This window comes from Pseudofrankia sp. DC12 (assembly GCF_000966285.1).
GTDB lineage: Bacteria > Actinomycetota > Actinomycetes > Frankiales > Frankiaceae > Pseudofrankia.
In genome coordinates, this window is the sequence record NZ_KQ031391.1 from 4,725,362 (window position 1) to 4,742,511 (window position 17,150).

The window sequence follows — 17,150 nt, forward strand, 5'->3', positions numbered from 1 at the left end:
GAAGCACCCTTCCCGGGGCGACCGGACCGCCCAGGCGTGCTTATCTTGAACAGCCACCCGGCCGCGCGACCTGCCTTGGGCAGGCCTGCTCCGGGTAGTAGATAGACCCGCACACCGACAGACCCGTCGGGGCGCGACCAAGAAACCGGGCCAGACAGGCCCCCAACCCCGACTTCCACGCCCACCGCCCAGCGGCGTTGGGAGGGCGCGAAGCGCCCGACAGGCGGAGCGGCCGGCGGGCGCTTCGCGCCCGTTCCGGCCGATCGCCGCAGGGAGGACAGATCCCGGATGGCTGACGCCCCCGACCTGACCAATCTCGTCGACCTGGCCGGGGCACGGCTCGGTGGCTCGGTGGTGGCCGTCAACGACGAGTTCTTCGCGTTCGCCGAGCGGATGCTGCTGCCGGAGCCGCCGGTCGTGCGCCCCGGAGTGTTCACCGAGCGCGGGAGCTGGACCGACGGCTGGGAGACCCGGCGGCGCCGGGTGCTGCCCGGCGCCGACTGGGCGGTCGTCCGCCTCGGCGTGCCGGGCATCGTGCACGCCGTCACCGTCGACACGTCGCATTTCACCGGCAACTCGCCCGAGGCGGTCGAGATCCAGGGAGCCACGGCCGGCGGCTACCCGTCGCCGGAGGAACTGCTCGACGACTCGGTCCAGTGGGTCACCCTGGTCCCGCGCACGCCGGTGGCCGCCGACGCGGTCAACGTCCTGCCCGTCGAGGGCAACGGCCGGATCCGGATCACCCACCTGCGCCTGACGATCTACCCGGACGGTGGTGTCGCCCGGCTGCGCGCGCACGGCGAGGTCGTGCCCGACCCGCGGCTGCTCGACCGGGTCACCTCCGACCTGGCCGCCGCGTACCTCGGCGGCGTCGTCGTCGCCGCGAGCGACATGCACTACGGCGACCGGCACAACCTCAACGCCGGCGGCGAGGCCCGGGTGATGGGCGAGGGCTGGGAGACCCGGCGCCGGCGCACCCCCGGCTACGACTGGGCCGTCATCCGGCTGGCCACGGCCGGCCGGGTCGTGCGCGCCGAGGTCGACACCCGCCACTTCCGCGGCAACGCGCCACGTGCCGTCGCTCTGTGGGCGGCGAACGCGCCTGACCTGACGCATTCGGACGACATCTCGACGATCACGGACTGGCGCCCGATGCTGCCGCCCACCAGGACCCAGCCGAACACCCGCCACCTGTTCGACCTTGAGGTGCCGGTCGAGGCGACGCACGTCCGCGTCGACGCGATCCCCGACGGAGGCCTGGCCAGGCTGCGCCTGCTCGGCGCCCCGACCGAGCACGGGCGCGAGGCGCTGGCGGTCCGCTGGCTGGACGCGCTCTCGATCGGGGCGGCCAAGGAGGAGCTGCTCGCCTGCTGCGGGTCGGAGGACTGGGCGGACGCCGTCGCGGCCCGCCGGCCGTTCGGCACGCTGGAGGAGATGCTCGCCGTCGCCGAGCAGGAGTGGTGGAAGCTGCCGGAGACCGCGTGGCTGGAGGCGTTCACCGCGCATCCGCGGATCGGCGAGCGGCCGATCCTGTCGGGGACGCCGACGACGTCGTCGCGTGCCACCCTCGCGGGGCTGGACGCGCCGCGCCGCGAACAGGCGGCGATGGAGTCGGCCAGCGCAGGGGTGCGCGCCGCGATGGCCGAGGGCAACGAGGCCTACGAGGAGCGTTTCGGCTACATCTTCCTGATCCGGGCCGCCGGACGGTCCGCCGAGGAGATTCTCGCGCTGCTGCGGGAACGGCTGGGCAACGATCCCGACCGCGAGCTTCGGGTCGCGGCGGGTCAGCAGGCCGAGATCACGGCGATGCGGCTGCACCGCCTGATCGCGGGTTCCTGAGGCTCAGGACCAGGCCACGAGCCTGACGAACGCGGACCGACGCCCGGGCCGCCGCCCCCCGTCTCGCCGGCCCGGGCCGTTCGGTGTCGCCGGCCGGCCCAGGCCGGCCCGCGATGGCGCCCACCTGCCTGACCGCGGGCCGGGCACGCCGGGTCGATCGGGATCCGCCCGGATCGAGCGTAAAGCGGCCAATCCGCGCTCGACAGTGGAAAAACCCATGCACCGAACCGGGAAAATCGCCGACCCTGATTCCCGTTTGCTGCTCGGGGCTCGGGGCTCGGGGCTCGGGGCTCGGTCACGGCGCCGGAGCGGACGACACCGCGACGGCTGCTGGCTGCCGACGACAGGATTCGTTGGAATCGCCTTACCGAGGCCGGGTGCCCGGCGGCGCGGCCACTGGCCGGGGGGTGGCTCGCCGGCGCCAGGCTCGGGGAGCGGCAGCGCGGCGCCCGCGGGGTCGCGCAGGCCGAGGTAGATCCCGGCCAGCTCGGCCCGCGACGAGACCCCGTGCATCCGGTACAGATCCCGGGCCAGGTTCTCGGCGTGCCCGCGGGACAGGTACAGCTCCCGCGCGATCGCCTCGAAGTCGTCACCGGAAACGGCGGCGGCGGCGTACTGGGCCGCCAGCCGGTCGAGCTCGGACCCTCGTCCGACAAACAACACCATGCCGCCGCCTCAGCCCACTCTGTTCCGGCCCGTTCGTTCACCCCCAAACTGCTTCCCCCATCCCGGATTCGGCCGAATCCGGCCGCATGCGGGTACGGCGCATAGTAGACGCCCCGTGGCCGAACGATGACGGCGGCGAACCAGGTCCGTGGTCGCGTCCAGGGGACCGGTTGGCATCGACCCGGCGGGCCCAGGCCGGGACGGCTGCCTGCGCCGGCCAGGCCCGCGTCGGATCCGCCGGGATCGCGACCGCGACGGCGCCAGCCCGGACCCGGCACGCCGGACCCGCCCGTGCCTGGCGGCGTTTCACGTTCGTTACCCGGTGGTGCCACATTGGTGCCTCCCGGACGGCGTGGGCGACCGAGCATCGGATCTCGCCAGATACTGCGGCAGGGCGGCCGTCGGGGCCTGCCGATGAGTGAGGACCTGATGTCGCTGTCCACCCACGTGCTGGACACTGGAGCCGGCCGGCCCGCGGCCGGCATCGCGGTGCGCCTCGAAAAGATCATCCTTGGCTTCGACGGCCAGCCAAGGGGCTGGAGGCTCGTCGCCGAGGCGGAGACGGACACCGATGGCCGGGTCGCCGCGCTCCCGGCCGACGGCCCCGGCAGGTGGCGCCTGGTCTTCGACACCGCCGAACGCTCGCCGTTCTTCCCCGAGGTGACGATCACCTTCCACATCGACGACCCGGCGGCGCACCACCACGTCCCGCTGCTGCTCGCCCCCTACGGCCTGTCCTCTTACCGCGGCAGCTGAACCCCGGCTGTGCCGCAGCTGGCCGGCGCCGCCTGCGTCACCCCGTGAGCTTTCAACAGGAGCGCCGCATCCCGACGGGAGACACTCGGGGGGTGCCCACCCTGTCGGAACACCTGCTCGCCCGGCTGACCGCGTCGCTGGCGCCGGTCGACGCGGAGCTCGCGGCCCGTCACCCCGGTGACCCGGGTAGCCGTCAGCCGGTGCACACCTGCTACATCCCGGCCGACCGGCTGCATCCCGACGTCGTGCTCGACTGGGGCGAGAGCGCCCGCGAGGCGCTCGCCGCGCACGCGCCGTCGCCGGCCGAGCTCGCCGCCGCGACCGGCCTCGGCGCGACCAGCGGTCCCGGCGGAGCGGCACCAGGGCCGGCCGAGGCGAGCGCCGATCCGGCGCTCGCCGAACGGGTGTACGCGCACGTCCTCGCGGCCCTCTCCCTCGAACCGGTCCAGGACCTTCGGGCCGATCTGGAGGACGGCTACGGCATCCGCCCGGACGACGTCGAGGACGAGCACGCCATCGCCGCAGCGACGGCCCTGCGGGCGGCGCACGAGGCCGGCGCGCTGCCGGCGAGCTACGGCCTGCGGCCCAAGTCGCTCGACCCGGCGGTGCGTGACCGTGGCCTGCGCAGCCTCGACCTGTTCCTGACCGCGCTCGCCGGCGACGACGGTGGGCCTCCCGGACTGGTGCTCACCCTGCCGAAGGTCAGCGCGCCCGAGCAGGTCACGGTCTTCCTCGCGGTGCTCGACGAGCTGATTCCGCGGATCGACCTGCGCCCGCCGGCCGTCGAGCTGCAGATCGAGACCCCGGCGGCCGTACTGGCGCTGCCCGCGCTCGTCGAGGCCGGCCGAGGCAGGGTGACCGGCCTGCACGTCGGCACCTACGACTACTCGGCCGCGCTCGGGATCGCGGCCGAGCACCAGGCCAGCGACCATCCCTCGGTCGAGTACGCCACGACCCTCATGCAGCTCGTGACCGCCGGCACGGGGATACGGGTGGCCGACGGCTCGTCGAACTTCCTGCCGGTCGGCCCGACGCCCGTCGTGCGGGCCGCCTGGCACCGGCACGCCGGCCTGGTGACCCGTGCCTGGCGGCGTGGCCTCTACCAGGGCTGGGACCTGCACCCCGCTCAGCTCGTCAGCCGACATGCCGCCGTCGCCGCGAACCTGCTCGCCGGCCTGCCGGCCGCGCTCGGCCGGCTCTCCGCCTACGCCGAGGCGCGGTTCGCCGGCGCTGTCGCGGACGAGCCGGCGACGGCCCGGGCGCTGGCCGGCCACGTCCTGCGCGCCCTCGACGCCGGCCTCCTGGACGATGCCGGCCTAGTCGCCGCCGACCTCGACCGCGCCGTCGTCGCCAAGCTCGGCGGCCGTTGCTCCTGATCCCGGCTGAACTCTCCCCGTCAGTCCCGCGCTCGCTCGGCCCCGCCCGTCCGCTCCGACTCGTCCTGCCCTCGGGTACTTCCACCGCCAGGCCCATCCGCAAAATGAAGACGGGTAGGTGAAATGACCCGCGCACCGCGGAAGGGCGGCCTCACCATGTTCGCCGAACACGAACGAAGAGGAGGAGCTCGGCTGGCATGTCAATATGAAGAGCTCGCCGCCGGCTCCGTGCTCTGTGCCGCGCTGGGCGTGACCGGATCTCCTATGGGAAAACTCCTCCGGAGTCGTGGCCGGAATTCGGTCGCGTCGACGATCTGAAATACACGGAGCTCTTCAGCTACGCGGACGGGCTGGCGGAGTGATTCGGCCGTTTCCGGGCCGGGAGACCGGCGCGCGACGTCCATTCCTGGGGTTTCGGGACGTCACGTCGGACGACCCGGTCGGTGCACCTTGTCCCGCTCGGGTGGCTCGGCTGGGACCAAGCCTCTGGCTGTGCTGCCAGCATGGCTACGGGTAGAGCGGGGCGCCGGCCGGGCTATGGGCGGTGGTGTTGGAGACCCCGGCCGATCCCGCGGACCGTCGGGGCGGAGGAATTCTCTCGCTCGGCCGAAAGCGGTCGTCAACCTCGAGTCCGCGGCGCTCCACGCTGTCTTGTCGCTTGACTTCCATCGACATGTGTGTTTCTTTTCGCCGGCCGTCTTTGAAAAGCTGCATCGATCCGTCGCCCGCGAATCCGAGGCGGCTGAAAAGGTTCTGCGCCCGGTCGTTACCGTCAAACACCCAGAGACCGATTTCCGGAACACCCGCCGAGTTCACGATCTCGGTGGTCAGAGCGGAGGCTATGCCCTTTCGCTGCCACCTGGGCGACACCCAGATGGATTCGATGTGCGGGTGCGGGCGACCGTCAAGCCGATCGCACTGCTCCGCGCGGTTCAGTGCGGCGACGCCAACGATGAGGTGTGCGCGCAACAGCGGGTTCGGATGGCGGACGGCAAGCCAGGTCTCCGCCCGGGTCCGGTCCTGCCAGTCCGACTTCCGGAAACGGCGTTCGGCGTCGAGTTCGCCGCCGAGGTGGCGCCCGGAACGGTCGAGCGACCTGAGACGGACACGGCGGAACGGCCGCCAGTCCGCCGCGTCCAGCCTGACGACGGCCCAGTCGGTCGGCTGGGGGCCGCGAACCTGACCTCGCCTGGCCGCCGATCGCGTCGATCGGGCCAGGCGACGCACCCGGTTCACCACATCACGCCACACGGCGCCCCCGTCGTTCACCCTACGTAAGTCGTGATCACGCGGCAAGATCACGCGCTGAGGACTATGCGTCATGACTGCGTGGCGTCATGCCTGCGTGGCGTCATGCCTGCGCGCCTGCGCGCCTGCGTGTCAGGGTCATCCTTGATTGATCACCCAATGGGCGTCATCTTACACACGCCGACCTCGGCTGCCGGGCACCCTGTCGGCAGGTCGGAGGCCGCCGGCTACTCGCCGAGGCCGAGGAACCGCAGGGCATCGGCCAGGTTGTCGCACCGTGGCAATGCTTCGAGGCGCTTTGCCCAGACCTCCTTGTCCGCGCGGAGGCGGTCGAGGAACCTGACGCAGTCGTCTGGGGTCAACGACAGCCGGTGTTGCTCCGCCGCCGCGGCGGCGATGCGCGCCGCCGGGGCGAATGGGCTGGCGTTCCGCGCGAGGGCCGCGTCAAGCGCTCGGAGCATCTGCCCGCGGGCCTCGAGGAACTCCCGCCAGTAGTCTCGCGTCGGCTCGCCGGGAATCTCGAGGTGGAGATGGGCCAGGAGGCCCTCCGCGAGGACGTCGCCAAATTCTTCGTACCTGGCTCTTTCGGCTATGTACGGGTTGTACCCCCGCTGCCGGACGAAACCGACGCGGGTCACGCTCGACCTTCGGATCTCGTCCAGCAGGAAGAACCAGTCCTCGTTGTACACGTCCGGGAAGAAGGCGCGCGGTGGTCCGCAACTGACACCCAGTGCCGACGCGCTGGCGAAGACGCCCTGCTCGTCGCCGACCAGTCTGCGTGCGTGGCAGACCGCCGAGTTGTCCTCGGTCGGGGGTTGGTCCGGCGCCCGGTCGTCCTCCGTTTCGACCAGGAAACAGGGCACGCCCCGAGAACTCAGGGCGGCGACGACCTGGCCGAGGTCGTCCGGCTTTGTTCCGTAGATGTCGTCGTCCAGGAAGAGGATTTTCTCCCAGCCCAGCAGGGTGGCAAGCAAAAGGCCGAGATTCCGCTTCAGACTCAGGTCGCGGGGTGCGGTCAGCGGTGAGAGCCGTCTGAACTCCTCGGCCGACGTGGCGAACACCAGGAGGTCGTGCCGGTAACCCGGTGGAACGTCGATCGCCGCGACGTCGAGGCCTGCGCCGGCGAAGCGGGCGCGCACGGCGGTGGCCTCGGCTTTCTGGCTGCAGAGGACCAGGAGGCGCCTGCTGGCGGTGGCGGCGACGGTCGCGGCCTCGTCAAGGTTGGCGACCGGCCGCACTGTGGGCACGATGACGGCGTCGAGGAGGTCGACGGCGTCATCGGCCGCCGGTTGCCACGGTCGCAGGAAACGGTCGTGGCTGGGGAAGTGGCGCGCGCCGCTCGGGCCGCCGGCCGGCGTGGCGGCTTCCAGCGACCTGACCTGGGACGCCGAGCCGGCGGCGTCCGGCACCTGTACGGCGCAACCCGCATGTCCACCGGAGTCGGCGGAGTCCACGGGGCGTTGCTGATCCTGGGCCGACGGCCCACCCGTTGCTCCCAGCAAACTCACACGTCCGACCACTCGAAGAGCCTGGTCCTCGGGTTGTCGAGTTCCGGCGTCACCGTCCTCCCGGCGTTGATCGGGACCCGGAAAAGCAGGCCGTAACGCTGTGCGTCCTCGAAACGGGCCGCCAGGTAGTCCTCGTTTCTTTCGCGGAGTTTCGCGTGCGTAAGCATTCGTACCGCGCCCAGGACGCCGCGTGAGTGAACTCCGTTGCAGATGGTGAGGGTGGCGGTCAGGTTGTACGGGTTCGGCACCCGGGCGAAATACCCGACGTCCTCGACGTACCGGAAGGTCGCTCCCTTGTTGAGCTGCGCCCGGTACTGAGGTTTGTACTCCACCTGCTCGCCTCCGTCGGACGGCCTGACCACGAAAATCTCGCCGTCAGGAAAGTCCCTGTGCTCCACCTGATTGACCGGTAGATCCTCGAGCTGGCTCAGAAAGGACGCGGTCATGTCGTTCCACTCGAGTCCGCCGACGACCACGACGTGGTGCGAGAACTCCTCGTCGGACATGTCCTCAGGCTGCATGAAGCGAACGTCGGTGGCTGGGTTCTCGGCGCGGATATGACCGAAGAGCTCGACCATCGGGTCGAGGTCGGCGTAGCTCAGGAGCCGGGTGAAGTTGGGGTGGCTCGGGTGGGCCAGCCGGGAGACGTCCAGCGCCGGGATACGGCCGCACACCAGGCGGATAGGGGTGTCGTCAGGGAAATACCAGGTCCTTCGGCGGCCGTTCGCATGCGAGGGCGCGCCATGGTCGCGAAGCCGCCTCAGCTCGCTGAGCAGCGCGTCACGCCGGGCGCGCTCCTCGGGTGAGAGCTCCTCCTCGGCGAGAAGCCGGATCTGGCTGTTGGGCACGGAGCGCGGCGCCGCGAAGAGGCAGGCGTAGGCGCGCAGCTTGTCGTCGCCGGGAGCGGCCTGGCCGGTCTCGTAAGACGACACGGTCGTCTCGGCGACGAGAAGGATCCGAGCCAGCGCCGACTGGGTCAGCTGACGGGGCCAATGACGGGTCCGTAGGTCGCGCAGCCGTAGGGCAAGAGGCGTCCGTCTTTGACCTGGAGACACGCCGCCCCCCTTCCCAGGCGATCCCAGTGGACTCCATGGTAGCCCAACGTGGGTTGTTGGGTCTGAATTAGGTCTGGGCAGTCGGGTAGCCGACTCCGGCGTGGCGGTTGGCGGTCCGCTGGGGCGCGCCGGAACCGGGCTGGAGAACGACTGGATTCACCTCGGGAACGCCCGGAGCCAGTCGGCCAACGCTCAGACCTCCGTGCACAACCCTGTTTGACGTTAAGTGCCTGTCGAGTGTGCGTGACGGCCCCGCGGGGATTCTCCTGGAGCAGCCGGTAAATCGGCTTGGCAGGGTCTCGAAAGAAGTAGCCGGGGGGCGAGATGGAACCGCACTGACGACGCGGCCGCGCGCGGCGGCGTATCGACGGTGAATGGGGTGGAGCTCGGAAAGGATATTGACGTGAACGTGGCAGAGTCGTTCTTCGTAGCGGCGCAGGACCCATCGTCGGCCGCCTCTGGAGGGGGTGGGTCGGGGGCGATCGCGCTGCTGTTGGCGCTGGTCACGGCGCTCGTGCTGCTCCGCCTCCTGCGCGGGGCCTGGGCCGTCCTCGCGCCGGTCCTGCGGCCGGTGCTGGCGCTGGCCGGTGCTCTCGTCACGGTGATCATCGTGATCATCGTGCTGCTCGGCGGGATTCCCAAGGACAGTTCGTCGGAAGCACCAGTGACGCCGGGGCAGACGGTCACCTCAGTGCACGCGGGCGGGGAGCGCCAGCTCTAGGCGCTTCCAGCCGCGTGCCCAAGACCGGCGCCGGGCCTAACAAGAGGTTCGGCGCGGGACTCGGGCAGCGGCTTGCGGCGCATTAGTCCCGTAATTACTCGCGCATCCCGTTTCGGGTGTCTCCGATTGAGGCGCGGTCCAGTGGCAGCGAGCCGCTGGCTCGATGCGGACCGAGCGACGGGAGTCGGTCCGGTCGTCAGGCCTTCGCCAGGCGCCCGGCCAGGGCCGCGGCCTCGGAGACGACGCGGTCGCGGAGGTCGCGTTTGGCGGCCTCGTCGAGCCAGGTGGCTTCGACGCCGTCGAGGGCGATGCCGACCATGTCGTCGAACCGGTAGCCGAAGGCTTCGGCGACGGAGGCGTACTCGTAGCCGAGGTCCAGGTCGGTCATCGCCGGGTCATCGGTGTTGAGCATGGCCAGCAGGCCGGCCGCGCGCATCGCCGGGAACGGATGGTCGGCCAGCGTGGGGAACGCGTTGGCGATGCGAATGTTCGAGTTCGGGCACACGGTGAGCGGGATCCGTTCGGTGGCGAACCTGCGGACCAGCGCCGGGTCCTCGACCAGGGAGAGGCCGTGGTCGATGCGCTCGGCGCCGAGTACGTCGACCACCTCGGCGATTGCCGATGGCGGCGAGTTCTCGCCCTGATGCCCGGTCAGGCGGAAGCCGAAGCCGGCAGCGGTCCGGTACGCCTCGGCGAACGACTTCGGGTCGACGTCCAGCTCGGTCGAGTCCATCCCGACGCCGACCACGCGCTCGATGCCCGGAGCGCCCGAACGGCGCAGCTCGCCCAGCTCGGTCACCATCTGGAGGCCCGGCCCCGGACCGAACGCCCGGTCGATGTCGGCGATGAGCATTGCCTTCGACCCGGTCTCCGCCTCACCCGCGGCGATTCCGGCGGAGAGACCGGCGACGATGTCGGCCAGCCGCTGACCGGCGTCGAGGTGCCGGGCCGGGGTGAAGAACATCTCCGCGTAGACCCGACCGTGCGCCGCGGCGTCGACCACGCTTTCGTAGCCGAGCCGGGCCCAGTCGTCCCGTCCACCCAGCGTCGACTGCACCAGCCAGAAGATGGCCAGGAACTCGTTCAACGAGCCGTAGGTGTACAGCTCGTCCAGGTTCTCCGTCGGCAGCGTCAGCCCGTGCCGTCGGGCCAGTTCGAGGACCGTTCCTGGCCGCATCGTGCCCTCGACGTGGCAGTGCAGCTCGACCTTCGGTAGCAGGTCGAGCGCGGTAGCCAACGTCAGCGGCTCGGTCGTGCTGGTGCCCATGCCTGTCATCCTCGCGTGTCCCGGCAGGTCACGCATGGGCGGGGGCCCGGGCCGGTCATGCGTGGGCCGGGAGCGGGCCGGTGTCCTCGACGGCCGCCTGGATCCCGCTGGCGATGGCGCGGTGCCGGGCCAGCATCTCGTCGAGCGCGGGATGGGTCGGAAGCCCGTTCTCGATGACGAGCCGACCGGCGACTACGGTGTGTCGCGCGGCAACCGGGCCGCAGCGCAGCCACGCCTCGATCGGGTCCGACAGGGCGCCGGCGAAGGCCACCCCGGTCAGCGGCCAGACCACCAGGTCGCCGACGGCGCCGACGGAAAGCTCTCCGATCTCACCGACCCGGCCCAGGCAGCCCGCGCCGCCGCGGGTCGCGATCTCAAGGGCTTCCCGGGCCGACATCGACGCGGAGCCATGCCGCAGCCGGCCCAACAGCATCGCGTTTCGCGCTTCCATCCACAGCGAGGCCGAGTCCGCCGATGACGACCCATCACAGCCCAGGCCGACGGGAACTCCGGCAGCCCGGAACTCGCGGATCGGAGCCAGCCCGCCGCCCAGAATCATGTTGCTGCTCGGGCAGTGCGCCACACCTGTGCCCCAGGCGCCCAACCGGGCGACCTCGGCCTCATTCGGGCAGATGCAGTGCGCGACCCAGGCCCGGCTCCCACCCCAGCCAACCTCAGCGAAGTGGTCGATGGGCCGCCGCCCGTAGACCGCGAGGCAGTACTCGTCCTCCTCGGGATCCTCAGCCAGATGGGTGTGCAACCGGACGTCCAGCTGTTCGGCCAGCTCAGCGGTGGCCTTCATCAGCTCCGGGCTGACCGAGAACGGTGAGCAGGGCGCGAGCGCGATCCGCACCATCGCGCCCGGCGACGGGTCGTGATGAGCGGCGACGAGGCGGGCCGACTCGGCCAGGATCTCGTCGGGGTCCTGCACCACCGAGTCCGGCGGCAGCCCGCCATCCTTCTGCGACAACGACATCGACCCACGCGTCGGGTGGAACCGCATACCCAGCTCGCACGCCGCGGCGATCTCTGCCCCGATCAGGTCGCCGCCGCCCTTCGGGTGGACGTACAGGTGATCGGTCGACGTCGTGCAGCCGCCGAGCGCCAGTTCGGTAAGCCCGACATAGGCGGAGACGTTCACAGCTTCCTCGTCCAGCCGCGACCACAGCGGGTACAGCGTGGACAACCACTGAAAGAGTGTGCCGTGCAGCGACGGCGCGAAGGCGCGAGTCAGGTTTTGGTAGATGTGATGGTGTGTGTTGACAAGCCCGGGGGTGACGAGGCAGCCCTCGGCTCGCACCGTGCGCAGGGCCCGCGGCGGCGGGTCGCCGGCGGCACCGACGGCGCTCACCAGCCCGCCGGTGATCGCCACCCAGCCGCCGGGCAGTTCCCGGCGCTCGGCGTCGACGGTCGCAACCAGCTCGGCCCCGACGACCAACAGGTCGGCGGGCCGGTCGGCGGAAGGAGAGGGGGCACCCGGTTGCGCGGTCATGAGCGCCGATTCTGCTGGCCTGGGATTACGGCCGCATGACGGCTTCGATGCCGGCCGTCCCGCTGCCTGCGCCGATGGCGTTGACGATCATCCCGGTAGACGATCCGGGCGACCCGAGGGTCGCCGATTACGTTGCCTTGACCGATGTTGTGCTACGACGGCGTAAGGAGCCGGCCGAGGGGCTCTTCATCGCCGAAGGCGAGCGGGTGATCAAGCGAGCGCTGCGTGCCGGTTACCGGGCGCGTTCCGTGCTGGTCACGCCGAACCGGCTCGACGCCGTCCCGGCCGAGCTAGGTCCGGATGTTCCGGTCTACCGCGCCGGACCCGACGTCATGGCCAAGATCACGGGGTTCGAGGTGCATCGCGGCGCGCTAGCCGCCATGGCCCGCCATCCCGCCCGCGACCCGGCCGAACTGCTCTCCTGGGCGCTGCGCGTCCTCGTCCTGGAGGATCTCGTCTCCCACACGAACCTGGGGGCCGTGTTCCGCTCGGCTGCCGGCCTCGGCATGGACGCCATCCTGCTCAGCCCGCGCTGCGCGGACCCGCTGTACCGCCGTTCCGTCCGGGTCTCGATGGGTGAGGTGTTCGCCGTCCCCTACGCCCGCCTCGACCCGTGGCCCGCGGCCCTCGGCATGCTCGCCGACCGCGGCTTCGAGACCCTGGCGCTCACCCCCGCCGCCGACGCCGCCGACCTAGCCACCCTCCGCCCGGCCCCGGACGGGAGGCTCGCAGTCCTGCTCGGCACGGAGGGCGAAGGCCTCTCCACCGCGGCCCAGGCGGCGGCGACCCGCCGCGTGCGGATCCCGATGGCCGCCGGCGTCGACTCCCTCAACGTTGCCGCCACCGCCGCCATCGCCTGCTACGCCCTCGGCCGCCGCTGACGGTGTGAGGGGTCGCGCACCGCAAGCCTCGGCCGGGTGCCGCAGGCGACGGGCCGGGTGGCGATCCGTCCGAGGCGGACGCCGGAATCCCACCGCCCACCCAGACCATGCGGGTCGCCAACGGGACCCGTTCACCGTCACGGTCAGCGTGCGCCCGACCCAGCCGGGCGGACCACCGCTGATCGGCAGCGTGCGGTTCCAGTACGAGGGGAAGGACGTCAAGGTCCCCGTCCACGACGGCTCCGCCAGCGCATCGCTGACGCCGACCAGTCTCGGCACATTAACTGTTGGGGGATCACTTACGGAGATGATGACCTCTATCGGGGCCCGCTGACGACGACCGACGCGATCATCATCTACGAGCAGGTGTCCGCGACCGGCCTTCCCACCGCCGCGCCCGCGCCAGGCACCAATCCCTGGCAGGGCCTTGCCTCGGTCCCGCGGACCCCACGGCGAGCCTCGGGCGTCGGCCAGGCGCTACGGCGCTGTGCCCGGGAGGTCGGGGACGCCGCCCGCGGCGGTGCGGCGGCGGTGGGCCAGCGCGGCGAAGACCTCCATGGCCACCCGGTGGGCGCTGTTGACCGTGGTGTCCGCGTGGTCGAAGGGCGGGGCGACCTCGACGATGTCGGCGGCGACCAGCGGCGTGTCGAGCGCGATCTGGCGGACGGCGCGCAGCAGGTCGGCCGGGTTCATCCCACCCGGTTCGGGAGTGCCGGTGCCGGGTGCGAACCCGGGGTCCAGCACGTCGATGTCCACCGAGAGGTACAGCGCCTTGCAGCCGTCGACGGCCTCGGCGATGGCGTCCGCGACCACGGCGCGCGAGCCCCGCTCCCAGACCTCGTGCATCAGGTGCCAGCGCAGGCCGTTCTCGCGCATCCAGGCGAAGACGTCCGGCGGCGGCCAGTAGCCGCGCAGGCCCACCTGGACGAAGTTGCGTCCCCGGATCGCGCCCGACTCGATCAGCCGGCGCATCGGGGTGCCGTGGGAGGCGAGGTTGCCGTCGATGATGTCGGCCGTGTCGGCGTGCGCGTCGAAGTGCAGTAGGCCGACCTCGCCCCAGCCGACCGCCTCGGCCACGGCTGTCGCCGCCGGCCAGGTGATCGAGTGGTCGCCGCCGATGATGAGCGGGAAGATCCCGTTTCTCGCCACCTGGTTCACCTTGGCGCGGATGTTGGCGTGGGACGCCTCGGTCAGCCCGTGCGGGCAGTGCGCGTCGCCGGCGTCGACGACATCCAGCCAGTCGAAGATCTCGATGCCCAGGTCGAGGTGGTAGGTGCCCGGGTCGTAGGCCTGGGCGCGCAGCGCGCGCGGGCCGAACCGCGCGCCGGGCCGGTGCGTGGTGGCGATGTCGAACGGTGCGCCGACGACGGCGACGTCCGGGCGCCTGGCCAGCAGCTCGGCCTCGGTCTCCAGCCACGGCCGGCCGCAGAAGGTCGCCAGGCCCGCGTAGCCGGGGGCGTCCGGCAGCTCGGCCGCCGCCTCGCGCGCGGCGTAGGGCGGCACCGGCGCATCGGTCGGCCCCGCCGGGCGGACGTTCTCGCCCGGTCCATCCAGCGATCCAGTCATCGGACCTCCGCTCTCGCCCGGTTCCTGGGACGACGGCTACGCTGCCGAGTATGTCCGTCCACGGCCGCGTCACGCGGACTCGCACCCCTGGGACCGTCCGTGGTGTCCCTACCCGCTGAGCCGGCCGGGCCGGGCCTTCCCGCCGATCATCCAGGCGCCATGCCGACGGGCGCCGCGCCGACGGCCGCGGGGCTGTCTTCCGCGGGGCCCATGAGCGCCGTGCCGACGGGCGCCGGGCCCGAGCTGCCGTCGTGGCCGATCCGCAGCTGGTCCCGCCGGGCCCGGCTCGCCGGGTACCTGGGGGTCGCCGCCGTCGCGGCCGCCGGGTCGACGATGATCTACCTGGTCGACCCGGCGAAGCCGGGGCACTACCCGCTCTGCCCGTTCAAGTGGGCCACCGGCCTGGACTGTCCTGGCTGCGGCTCGATGCGGGGTCTGCATCAGCTGCTGCACGGCCACGTCGGCCAGGCGGCGAACTACAACATCCTCTTCGTCATCGCGGCGCCCTGGCTGGTGGCCGGATGGTTCGTGGCGGTGCTGCGCCTGCTCGGCGTCGGTGTCCGGACCCCCAGGATGCCGAGCCTGCTTAACCGGGCGATCCCGGTCGTCGTGATCGCCTTCTGGATTCTGCGCGACACGCCGGGACCGGTCGGCCACTGGCTGCACTCGTAGCCCCGGGAGCCGGCCGGCGCGGGAGCCGTCAGGCAGGTGCTCGTCGAAGAAGCCCAGGATGCGCCGCCACGCGTCGTCGGCCGCAGGCCCGTCGTGGTGCGTGCCGATGACCTTCCCGACGGCGCCTGAGCGGACCGGGTAGCCGTCCATGAAGGAATGCCCGGCCGTCGGGTACTCCTTGACGTCGTGCGGCGCGCCCACGGCGCTCAGCGCCGCTTCGACCTTCGCCGCGGCGCCGCGGTGAAGGTCGAGGTCGCGAGCGCCGTAGCTGGCGACGACCCATCTTCGCCAAGGAGCAGTCCGGAGTCCGCGGCAGCGGACCGGGGGCACAGGACGACCCCCGGCACAGGCCGGCGATCTTAATGGGCTTGCGGCCGATCGGCTGGCCCGCTTGTTGACGGAAGCGGGGATGCCGGTGGCTTGGTGGGCTTCGCTACAGTTCGGGAGTCCAGCCAGGCGGCGGGGGCACCTGTGGGGGTGAGGATGACGCGCGGCGCGAACCCGCGGGCGGGCGAGGTCAGGCTGGTCGGCCTGACGCATCGTCTCCCGGGGGCGGCGGGCAGCGCGGTCGTCGACGTGGACCTGTCGGTCGCCGCTGGTCAGTCGCTCGCGCTCGTCGGCCCCGTCGGAGCCGGCAAGACGACCGTGCTGCGGCTGGTCGCGGGGCTGGAGACGCCGACCGACGGTCATGCCCTGGTGGACGGTGTCGACGTCGCCGGGCTGCCGGTGGCGCGCCGGCCGGTCGCCGCCGTGTTCGGCCGCTACGGCCTCTTCCCATTCCTCGATGTCGCCGCCAACGTCGCCTTCGGCCTGCGCGGCGGCGCGCCCGAGCTGCGCGGCCGCGCGCCTGCGACGCCGGCCGGCCAGGCTGGCACCTCCCGGCGGGTCCGGGAGGCTCTGGAGCTGGTCCGGATGGGCGACTATGCCCGCCGCCGCCCGCCTCAGCTGTCCGCGGCCCACCAGCAGCGGGTGGCGATCGCGCGGGCGCTGGTGCGGCGCCCGAGGGTCCTGGTGCTCGATGAGCCGCTCGGGACGGTGGACGACGAGGGCCTGCGTGTCCGGCTGGCCGAGGACCTGCGCCTGCTGCATCGCCAGGTCGGCGTCACCTTGCTGTACGCGACGCGGTCGGCCGGTGAGGCGTCGGCCGTAGCGGACCGGGTGGCCGTCCTGGCCGAGGGCCGCCTGCTGCTGGAGGCCCAACCCGCCGAGGACGCGGTGGCGCGGTCCGGCGGCGTCGACGACGCGGACGGTGTGGCCCCGACGGGCGACGCCCTGCTCACCGAGGATGACGGAACGGTCGCGGGCGCCCCGGCGGCCTGACGTCCGAAGTACGGTTTTCCCGGATGAGGCGGCCGCGAACCTCTCCCGCTGCCGGGTCCCGAACTCGACGGGCCTTCGGGCCGGCCCGGAACCGGCGCGGGTGCCGGGCGCTGATTACCGCCGTTCCTGCTGGGAATCGCTCGGTCAAGCGACCCGTGAACCGGCAGGCGGGCAGCCCGCGCCGGCGCACCGGGATACCGGGGCCTCGACCCAGACCCACCGGGAGGCAGTGATGACCGAGCCCGCGGAGTATCCGCAGAACGGCAGTGACCTGTCCGGCGTTCTCGACGACGTGCCGCTGACCGTCGAGGAGAGCCTGGACAGCGACGATCTCGGTGACACCGACGCGGGCCTGGACCCTCTCGACGACAGCTGGGACGCCCCGGACCGGCCGAGCGAGGAGGTCCGGTCCCGGCCCACCGCGACCGAGCTGCTCGCCGGCACGTCGCTCGACGACCAGCTTGCCCAGGAGGTCCCGGACGTCGACCCCTACCTGGACGCGGAGCGCACCGAGTCGGGACTCGTGCTGGACGACGACGTCGCCGGGATCGGAACTCCGTTCACGGACGGCGACCCGGACCCGCGCCCAGCCGGCCTCGTCGCCGACGGCAGCCCGCTCAGCGACCAGCTGACCGGCTGGTCCGTCGCCCGTCCGCTCGACCCAGCCGGCGACCTCGCCTGGCCCCTCGCCGCCGAGGACGACGCCCTACACCTGGACTAATGGGAGCTACCGGGTCGGCATACGGCAGGCTCGGTGCCGGTAGCCGCCAGCGGGTGAGCACT

At 72.0% G+C, this 17,150-nt stretch carries 14 protein-coding genes and 1 pseudogene; 8 read left to right on the forward strand and 7 right to left on the reverse strand.

Features of this window, described 5'->3' with window-relative positions; genetic code table 11:
• Nucleotides 1-288 precede the first annotated feature (288 nt).
• The 3 genes from FRADC12_RS19025 (at nt 289) to FRADC12_RS19040 (ending at nt 4,637) form a co-directional block, all read left to right on the forward strand.
• Nucleotides 289-1,839: an allantoicase gene (locus tag FRADC12_RS19025; protein ID WP_045877651.1), complete on the forward strand. Its 1,551-nt coding sequence runs from the start codon at nt 289-291 to the stop codon at nt 1,837-1,839.
• Between the two features lie 1,095 nt (nt 1,840-2,934).
• Nucleotides 2,935-3,261 carry a hydroxyisourate hydrolase gene (gene uraH, locus FRADC12_RS19035; protein ID WP_045879859.1) on the forward strand — a complete coding sequence of 109 codons (327 nt, stop codon included), beginning with the start codon at nt 2,935-2,937 and terminating at the stop codon, nt 3,259-3,261.
• 92 nt (nt 3,262-3,353) lie between these two features.
• A complete protein-coding gene (locus tag FRADC12_RS19040; protein WP_045877653.1) occupies nt 3,354-4,637 on the forward strand; it encodes a DUF6986 family protein in 1,284 nt (427 codons plus the stop codon).
• 507 nt (nt 4,638-5,144) lie between these two features.
• Here FRADC12_RS19040 and FRADC12_RS19045 read toward each other — a convergent pair.
• The 3 genes from FRADC12_RS19045 to FRADC12_RS19055 form a co-directional block, all read right to left on the reverse strand.
• Complete coding sequence (locus tag FRADC12_RS19045) at nt 5,145-5,906, reverse strand: GNAT family N-acetyltransferase (RefSeq protein WP_045877654.1); 762 nt, start codon at nt 5,904-5,906, stop codon at nt 5,145-5,147.
• A 206-nt stretch (nt 5,907-6,112) separates the two neighbouring features.
• A complete protein-coding gene (locus FRADC12_RS19050; protein ID WP_157488923.1) occupies nt 6,113-7,339 on the reverse strand; it encodes a hypothetical protein in 1,227 nt (408 codons plus the stop codon).
• Between the two features lie 50 nt (nt 7,340-7,389).
• A complete protein-coding gene (locus FRADC12_RS19055) occupies nt 7,390-8,325 on the reverse strand; it encodes a helix-turn-helix domain-containing protein (protein WP_502685270.1) in 936 nt (311 codons plus the stop codon).
• A 526-nt stretch (nt 8,326-8,851) separates the two neighbouring features.
• Here FRADC12_RS19055 and FRADC12_RS19060 point away from each other — a divergent pair.
• Nucleotides 8,852-9,169 carry a hypothetical protein gene (locus FRADC12_RS19060; protein ID WP_045877656.1) on the forward strand — a complete coding sequence of 106 codons (318 nt, stop codon included), beginning with the start codon at nt 8,852-8,854 and terminating at the stop codon, nt 9,167-9,169.
• Nucleotides 9,170-9,365: 196 nt separating this feature from the next.
• On the opposite strand, the gene add is transcribed toward FRADC12_RS19060, so the two are convergent.
• Nucleotides 9,366-10,436, reverse strand: coding sequence for an adenosine deaminase (add, locus tag FRADC12_RS19065; protein ID WP_045877657.1), 1,071 nt, complete (start codon nt 10,434-10,436; stop codon nt 9,366-9,368).
• 55 nt (nt 10,437-10,491) lie between these two features.
• The gene (locus FRADC12_RS19070) at nt 10,492-11,928 is read right to left on the reverse strand and encodes an 8-oxoguanine deaminase (RefSeq protein ID WP_045877658.1); all 1,437 of its coding nucleotides are present in this window, start codon (nt 11,926-11,928) and stop codon (nt 10,492-10,494) included.
• 35 nt (nt 11,929-11,963) lie between these two features.
• Here FRADC12_RS19070 and FRADC12_RS19075 point away from each other — a divergent pair, with 35 nt between their 5' ends.
• Nucleotides 11,964-12,809 carry a TrmH family RNA methyltransferase gene (locus FRADC12_RS19075; RefSeq protein WP_084011000.1) on the forward strand — a complete coding sequence of 282 codons (846 nt, stop codon included), beginning with the start codon at nt 11,964-11,966 and terminating at the stop codon, nt 12,807-12,809.
• A 477-nt stretch (nt 12,810-13,286) separates the two neighbouring features.
• Here FRADC12_RS19075 and speB read toward each other — a convergent pair whose 3' ends face one another.
• Nucleotides 13,287-14,375 (reverse strand): agmatinase, encoded by a 1,089-nt coding sequence (speB, locus tag FRADC12_RS19080; protein WP_198152965.1) that lies wholly within the window; start codon nt 14,373-14,375, stop codon nt 13,287-13,289.
• Nucleotides 14,376-14,585: 210 nt separating this feature from the next.
• On the opposite strand from speB, the gene FRADC12_RS19085 reads away from it, so the two are divergent.
• Nucleotides 14,586-15,047 carry a DUF2752 domain-containing protein gene (locus FRADC12_RS19085; protein WP_045879863.1) on the forward strand — a complete coding sequence of 154 codons (462 nt, stop codon included), beginning with the start codon at nt 14,586-14,588 and terminating at the stop codon, nt 15,045-15,047.
• Between the two features lie 48 nt (nt 15,048-15,095).
• Here the strand turns inward: FRADC12_RS19085 and FRADC12_RS33270 are convergent.
• Nucleotides 15,096-15,587: pseudogene (locus FRADC12_RS33270) on the reverse strand (dienelactone hydrolase family protein); the annotation flags it as partial.
• On the opposite strand from FRADC12_RS33270, the gene FRADC12_RS19090 reads away from it, so the two are divergent.
• Complete coding sequence (locus tag FRADC12_RS19090) at nt 15,531-16,367, forward strand: ABC transporter ATP-binding protein (protein WP_045877659.1); 837 nt, start codon at nt 15,531-15,533, stop codon at nt 16,365-16,367. The pseudogene FRADC12_RS33270 and the gene FRADC12_RS19090 sit on opposite strands and share 57 nt — an antisense overlap.
• 232 nt (nt 16,368-16,599) lie before the next feature.
• Nucleotides 16,600-17,088 carry a hypothetical protein gene (locus FRADC12_RS19095; RefSeq protein WP_045879864.1) on the forward strand — a complete coding sequence of 163 codons (489 nt, stop codon included), beginning with the start codon at nt 16,600-16,602 and terminating at the stop codon, nt 17,086-17,088.
• Nucleotides 17,089-17,150: the final 62 nt, after the last annotated feature.

What these genes read in the sequence shown, in the direction of transcription:
- FRADC12_RS19025 (WP_045877651.1), top strand. Translation starts at nt 289, where the DNA reads ATGGCTGACGCCCCCGACCTGACCAATCTCGTCGACCTGGCCGGGGCA.
- uraH (WP_045879859.1), top strand. Translation starts at nt 2,935, where the DNA reads ATGTCGCTGTCCACCCACGTGCTGGACACTGGAGCCGGCCGGCCCGCG.
- add (WP_045877657.1), bottom strand. Translation starts at nt 10,436, where the DNA reads ATGGGCACCAGCACGACCGAGCCGCTGACGTTGGCTACCGCGCTCGAC.
- FRADC12_RS19070 (WP_045877658.1), bottom strand. Translation starts at nt 11,928, where the DNA reads ATGACCGCGCAACCGGGTGCCCCCTCTCCTTCCGCCGACCGGCCCGCC.
- FRADC12_RS19075 (WP_084011000.1), top strand. Translation starts at nt 11,964, where the DNA reads ATGACGGCTTCGATGCCGGCCGTCCCGCTGCCTGCGCCGATGGCGTTG.
- speB (WP_198152965.1), bottom strand. Translation starts at nt 14,375, where the DNA reads ATGACTGGATCGCTGGATGGACCGGGCGAGAACGTCCGCCCGGCGGGG.
- FRADC12_RS19085 (WP_045879863.1), top strand. Translation starts at nt 14,586, where the DNA reads ATGAGCGCCGTGCCGACGGGCGCCGGGCCCGAGCTGCCGTCGTGGCCG.
- FRADC12_RS19090 (WP_045877659.1), top strand. Translation starts at nt 15,531, where the DNA reads ATGACGCGCGGCGCGAACCCGCGGGCGGGCGAGGTCAGGCTGGTCGGC.
- FRADC12_RS19095 (WP_045879864.1), top strand. Translation starts at nt 16,600, where the DNA reads ATGACCGAGCCCGCGGAGTATCCGCAGAACGGCAGTGACCTGTCCGGC.